Origin of the sequence: uncultured Paracoccus sp. (assembly GCF_937873615.1) — a bacterium.
Classification (GTDB): domain Bacteria; phylum Pseudomonadota; class Alphaproteobacteria; order Rhodobacterales; family Rhodobacteraceae; genus Paracoccus.
On record NZ_CALMYP010000022.1, the window covers coordinates 71,688 to 77,886 of the forward strand.

Below are 6,199 nucleotides of genomic sequence, written 5' to 3' on the forward strand. Positions count from 1 at the left end.
GCGTTACCTCAGAGCCGATGGCTCTGGCTGCTGACCAGTAGACTATTTGATCCTGCCGGAACGCCTGGCCTGTTTTGCCAGACGCGCAAGATTTGAGTGAAGAATGCGACGCGTGTCGTCTTCGCTAACTTGCCAGATTTCGGCAAGCGCAATTTCTGCCGTTTCAGCATCCCAAGGGAAAAGGTTGCGGCCATTGCGTTCAGTGAAAGGCCCATCTGTTTCAGTTAGAACGCGTTCACGAGGCATCCGCAAAGCGAGCTTACGGCCCCTCTCACCCGCCAGCATGGCAGGGCCTACACTGAACCAGCAGCCGCAAGCCACCGCACGGTCCAGCTCCTTTTGGCTACCGGAAAACCAGTGCAGGACAGGTGTACCGGCACCTCGACAGGCCTCAAGCCGCTCAATTACCGCGCTAGCCGCGCGGCGGCTATGGATTGACATGACCCGGCCGCCCGCATTCTCACAGGATCTAAGGATATGCTCAAACACATTGCACTGATCCTGCCATGACTTGCGGAACTCGGGCGCGCCGTCGAGACCGATTTCTCCGACGTAGTCGGTTTGAGGAAGCAATTGGTCAAAGAGCGGTAACTCTGATTTGCGCTCGTGGGCAAGTTGGGGATGCAGGCCGAGTGCCGTCTGCGTTCTAGGCCCGGCCAGCGAAGCTGTGACCTTCCAGGCGCTCGGTGTGGTTGTTACCGAAAGGACGTATAGGCCGCGCTCCGAGCAGATTTGGGCAACTTCTGCGGGGTTGGGATACAGATCGATGTGGCAGTGAAAATCAATCACTTCACCCCCGCAAACTTCAAGAAACGACCGACTTCCTTAATGCCCCGCTCCACAACATCACGGTAAGGCTGAATGTCTCCCAGCTGCGCAGCGCTCAATGCCGGGCCTGCCCAACGGACAACACCTTCGGCATTGACGGCGGCAACCGCCATGGCGGCGGCCCGCACATCGTCGTAGCGCGCATGGTCTTTGTCGTCCTTGGCAAGATCGGCAAAAACGTAAGTGGTTCGATCAGCTTTGCCCCACTTTCGGAATGCGGCCCGCCGGATCAGGCAGGGCAAACAACGCCCACAATGCTCGTAGCCGTTCCGCGCGTATCGCCCGCAACTGGTGCTCGTATGAGCGTATTTCTTGAGGAAGCCCTGATCGGCGCATTCCTCGAGCATTTCACCCTTGGTTTTGTACTGATAAGGGTTCCTGATTTCGACATTAAGGTCGGCATTGTCGAGCAGTTTTTGAAAGTAGCCTAGATAGACCGGATGGGTTGTCCGGGTGCTGAGACTTCCGAATCTGAGCCGCGTCAGCGGCGGATTGATGGAAATGAAGCCGTTCTCACAAATATAGAGCGGAATGCGCTCACCCGCATGATAGCTCTTGAGGCCGGTTGCCGCGAGAACGGCATAGGCCAGAAAGATAATTGACCGCGCTCTTTGGGAGCGCTCATTCGCGCCTGGACAATCTGCATTGTGATTGAGTTGCAGATGGGCAAGTCCTTTTCCGAGTTGAGAAGCAAAGAAAAGTTGCGTTTGCTTGTCCCCTTGGGAGACCTGGCTCACGAGGTAAGGTTTGTTTCCTGCCGCAGTGAGATCTAATGCCCCAATCAGGCTATCAAGGCCGCCGGATAGTAGGGACACGCAATCCTGCTCCGGGAAAACCGGACTCTTGGGTGGCACTGGCAGATAGCCATTTTCCAGAAAATTAAGCTGCCAAATGTCAGTTGTCAGAAACTGAAGCATCTGGCTGATGAGCCGTTCTTGCGAGGACCAGAAGGCGGGGTCACCAAGGGCAACGGAGAGCTCAAGTTGCCTTGTCCAGCCATCGGCGCTCTCATCGCGCCGGATTCCTGTATCTGCGGCGACAACGGACAAAGCAATGGAAAGCAAATCCCACGCCCGTGCCGCAGGTTTCAGCTTGCGATGCTGGATCATGCTGCGGACAGCAGCACCGATAGAGGCTTGAGTAATGTTATCTGTACGCCCAAACAACACAACGGCCAGATCAGCACCCGCGCTGGCAACCGCTTTGTGATCTTCCGGGGCGCAGACGACCTTCATGCGACGTAATCCTCGAAGACGGAGAACGCCTCTTGCAGGGCCTGGTTTACGAGTTGCGAGACGCGGCGGGCATCCAGTTGCTCCCCCGCCTTGCGCAGTGAACGGAACCGCCCGGCCACGGTCTCCCTTACATAGTCGCTGATTTCTTTGAGACGGGAGAGACCGGCGCTTGCACTCGGCGCGTTATCCTGAATTGATTTTCCTATATCTAGGACGATCCGATTGAACACATCCCGCGAAATGTAGCGCTCGATGGCAAACAGGCGCTGCTCTTCCGACAGGTCAAGAAGATTGGCATCGGGGTGCTGCTCCAAAAGCTCGGACAGCGCGGCCTTAATGGCATCACGGCCTGCTTCTGCGTCCTGCGTGCCGTCCACCGGGCGGACCGCTTCCACAAGGGCGTCCATGATCTCATCGGCTGACCGTCCGGCCAGCAGAGCCGGATCGAACGGACTACCTGGAGCGGCCGGTTGCCCTGCGGCGGCGGAAGACAGCGCGCCGTATAGCGCTCCGGCAGCGCGGGCGGTTCCGCCCATCCGGCGCGCTGTCGCACCTGAACCGCCGTAGCCCTTGCGCACATAGTGGCCGAGGCCACGCCGCATATCATCGTGTGACCCACTGCGGGCAAAGCTGCCCATATTGGTTCGCGCTGCGCCAAAGCGGCGCGCAGGGGCAATCTCCGCTGGAAGAGACGGCGCGGCAGGTGGCGGCGGAGTCGTGTCCGGGTTATTCTGACCGTCCGCACCATCCGTTCCGTCGCCATCGCCATCAGCCGGAGGAGCCGCTGGTACGGGATCAGGAACCCATGGCGGGGTCAGCGGAACGCCCGGTCCCGGGCCGGTGCCTGACTTAGACGTTCCCATTGGCAGCCTTCTTCCGTTCGGCGGTGATCGCTCTTTTTACCGGTCCCGCCACATCTGAATTGTGCCAATGATCGAGCAGACCCTTGGCCCATGGCTGGTCGCCGATCTTCGGAATGATGCCGGGTTTGATCTGGGAGTCCGGGCGGTCTTGCAGGAAGCCCGCAAGGCGCGTGCCTTGAGTGGGATCTGCGGCAGTAACGGCAAGCGCAGCGTCCAGAATGGCAGGCGTCCCCCATTCCTGCTCCTGCCGCGCCCGCTCCAGAACGCGGTCCATGATGACAGTCATCTCCGGTCGCGGCACGCGCGTAAGTCGCTCGTGGAGCTTGTCCGCCATGTCGGGATGCTCCAGCATCGCGGTCAGCAATTCTGCGGCTTCGGATGACAAGCGGTCCTCGGGTGTAATGAGCGGCGCGTGTTCGCGGCTGACATAGAGCACCCCGCGCAGATCAATATCCTCAAGGCGGGGTGGGACGGTCAGCCATTCGGGGACAAAGTCATCATCCCACGGATCATTTAGTTTCAGGCTGTCACCAGCTAGCGCCTTCTCCTCCCATTCGGCCAGAAAGCCGGCTTTGCCGTCGGTGTCATTGTTCACGGCCTGCGCAAGCGCATTGTATGCTGCGGGTTGCGCGCAGCGCTCGAACAAAAGGACCTTGGCAAGGACGGCTTCATCGACCCCGACGCCGTGCGCCTTTGAAATAGCCATGCGTATCGATAGAGCATTCAAGAACCGCTTAATGAGCCGAGGGTTGCCAGCAATCTGTGACGTGGTGGTCATCAGCGGCGCGAGTCTGTCTGCTGTATCGAAGCGGGAAACTAAGTCCGCGGGAAAAGCCGTGTGGGTCGTCTCCATGAAGGCGCGATCAACCCGCTTTCCCTTCCACGTCTGCGCCAACTGTTCGCAGACCTTGCCGCGGATGGCCTCTTTCACTTCCTTGTCTAGGGCGCTGTTCTCTATGAACAGCAGCATCAGATAGGCCCGAACTTCTTGAGTGCCGAGTGGCGGGACGCGGATCGGAACCTGGACGAGCTTGTCAAAATAGCTGGTAACAAGCGCATCATCGACGCCTTCGAAGTGCTTGCGGACAGCGTTCTTAATCATCGCATCGTCGGCGGCGATCACGAACGCCGTGTTTTCAAGGAACAGGAGCAGCCGGATCGCCTCGAGTGTCGAGATCGTAGTAGGCGGCAGGCAGCGGTCGAGATCATCAATCAGAACAACTAGCTTGGTATCCAACGCAGCGAGGGTTTGCTCGAAGCATTCGCGGATGGCGTGAATTTCCCTCGGCGGTGAAATCTCGGCCTTGGGCTTGATGAGAGCAGCGGCCTCTGTTCCGGCCTTTGCCGCAACACCTTGCGCCGCTTCAACCGTGTCTTTTGTCACATGGCCGGTAGCGACCTGACCACCGAGTTGGTACGCTTCGCCAAGCAGGCCAACAGGCGGCAAGCCCAATGCCATCGCCAATGCCGACCCCGCTGTGAGTTTCGCGGCACGCAGCCAATTGACCCGTGAAAGAAGCTCCTTCGCTTTGTCTACGCCGGTCTTTCGCTTCTCCGCCTCTTCGGCAAGCGCGCTCGCGATGACTTCAAGCAGAGCAGCGCGCGCATCATCGTATCCTTGGTAGAGCCAGGCATTGAACTCAACGAAGATGAACTTCCCGTCCTGCCCTTCGGTCCGCTCTTCCAGGGCGCTGCGGATCAGCTTTATCATTGAAGACTTGCCGACACCCCACGCGCCGGACACGCCTATGGATATCGGGCGTCCACCGGCCTGAACAATGATTTCTCCAACCGTCTCCGCAACGCCGGAGAAGTTCAGAAAGTCCCGTCCTGTTTCATTGTCTGCCCACATGCGCTGTTAATCGCCCTATAGAATATTCGACTGATACAATCGACTGACACTATATACGCCTGCACCTGAAGTGAAAAACGCCAAATATGCATCCCGCTGCGCTGCGCCGGATAATTGTTGTCGCCACGGCTGGCCGGCGATCTGAGCGATTCACAAATCGGAAGCTATTGGGGCTCGATGTAGGCGCCGAACGAGATCCAGATGAACTGAGCCGGGTGCAGATGCCACGGCGGTTGCCGAGCAATATTTAGGTTTTTGTGACGTACAAAGTTTAGGTTTTCATGATCTTGGCCCCTCCTGCCCTTTGGCCAGGACCGCGCCCTACTCGGTCGGCTGCGCGCAGCCGCCCTCCCCGAGCTGAAAAGCCGCCTCTCCCTGCGACGTGCTGCTGGCCGTGCAGTCTCCTCCGGAGCCAGCCCGGCCAGCCGTCGCATGGTCGCGGCAACGCTTCATCTCGGCCGTTCCGGTTACGGTCGCTGGGGCGGGCGCGTGATATCAGTGATCTCGTACCTCGCGTCTCGGCCGGTGTTGTTACTCGCTTTGCTGGACACGCAGCTCCGCGCCGCGATCATGGGTCGCAATCGATGTCCGACGACCATCGGATTGCATTGGCCGCAGCTGGCAGAAGGCCGGTGATGGTCGTGCTGTGCAAATCCAAGCTATCGGGCTGACGTAGAGGGTCCGTTCGAAATCCCGGTGAGCCGATCACAGTATCGATGCTTCGACGGTCTCCCGGCTGCTCTTTCAGACAACACACTTCGCGTTGCCACGGAAACCAGCCGTCGCGGCACGTGAGCCAGGGTCAGGCAAAGCTCTGACCCGTCCGGGTGCGGATCGGGGCAAGAGGACAGAGAAGACACTGCACCCCGCAGCATCTCTGTTTGCAGTTCCCCTACCTTCCTTCGCGGCCACCGCACTTCTCCCGATGTCTGAGTTGCATGACATGCTGGTCGCAGCTGTCGTCCCGTCCACAAAGGTTGTCGCCGATCTTTTTCCCCTGACCCACCAAAGAACAGGGGTGGGCCATTTCTCGCGAATCAAAAAGACCGGCGCCTGCCCCTCTCCGCTGCGCTCCGCCTTCGGTGTGGCCGGGCCTTGGCCAGCTGCAAGGTGACCATCATTGCAACGCAAACAAGGAGAAGAGCAATGACCACGAACTGCATCAAATTCACCAGCGCCGACATCGAAACCGCCAAGGGCACCGGTTCCATCTCGACCCTGACCTTCGACCTCGACATCACGGTCGAACCCGTCGCGAGCACGAACCCGATGGCCCCCACGCACCGCGTCCTCGGCCGCTCCCCGCGCGGCAAGCTGGTCGAGTGCGGCGGCATCTGGAAGAAGCAGAACAAGGAGACCGGCGCTGACTACTACACGCTGACCATCCGCGACCACGGCTTCAACGCCAACCTCGGCAAGGC

Annotated in this window: 5 protein-coding genes; 1 reads left to right on the forward strand and 4 read right to left on the reverse strand. The window is 59.3% G+C overall.

The annotated features are described in order from the left end of the window. Positions 1-42 precede the first annotated feature (42 nt). The 4 genes from qatD to Q0330_RS07015 all read right to left on the reverse strand — a co-directional run bounded on the left by qatD (position 43) and on the right by Q0330_RS07015 (position 4,778). Complete coding sequence (gene qatD, locus Q0330_RS07000; RefSeq protein WP_299476473.1) at positions 43-789, reverse strand: Qat anti-phage system TatD family nuclease QatD; 747 nt, start codon at positions 787-789, stop codon at positions 43-45. Then, complete coding sequence (qatC, locus tag Q0330_RS07005) at positions 786-2,063, reverse strand: Qat anti-phage system QueC-like protein QatC (protein WP_299476476.1); 1,278 nt, start codon at positions 2,061-2,063, stop codon at positions 786-788. The genes qatD and qatC overlap by 4 nt, the downstream gene beginning before the upstream one ends. Next, the gene (gene qatB, locus Q0330_RS07010; RefSeq protein WP_299476480.1) at positions 2,060-2,701 is read right to left on the reverse strand and encodes a Qat anti-phage system associated protein QatB; all 642 of its coding nucleotides are present in this window, start codon (positions 2,699-2,701) and stop codon (positions 2,060-2,062) included. Before qatB ends, qatC begins: the two co-directional genes overlap by 4 nt. A 211-nt stretch (positions 2,702-2,912) precedes the next feature. Beyond that, positions 2,913-4,778 carry a P-loop NTPase fold protein gene (locus Q0330_RS07015; RefSeq protein ID WP_299476484.1) on the reverse strand — a complete coding sequence of 622 codons (1,866 nt, stop codon included), beginning with the start codon at positions 4,776-4,778 and terminating at the stop codon, positions 2,913-2,915. Between the two features lie 1,146 nt (positions 4,779-5,924). Here Q0330_RS07015 and Q0330_RS07020 point away from each other — a divergent pair. Continuing rightward, the coding region (locus Q0330_RS07020) for a DUF736 family protein (RefSeq protein ID WP_299476487.1) at positions 5,925-6,199 on the forward strand (275 nt) is incomplete at its 3' end.

What these genes read in the sequence shown, in the direction of transcription:
- qatB (WP_299476480.1), bottom strand. Translation starts at nt 2,701, where the DNA reads ATGGGCAGCTTTGCCCGCAGTGGGTCACACGATGATATGCGGCGTGGC.
- Q0330_RS07015 (WP_299476484.1), bottom strand. Translation starts at nt 4,778, where the DNA reads ATGTGGGCAGACAATGAAACAGGACGGGACTTTCTGAACTTCTCCGGC.
- qatC (WP_299476476.1), bottom strand. Translation starts at nt 2,063, where the DNA reads ATGAAGGTCGTCTGCGCCCCGGAAGATCACAAAGCGGTTGCCAGCGCG.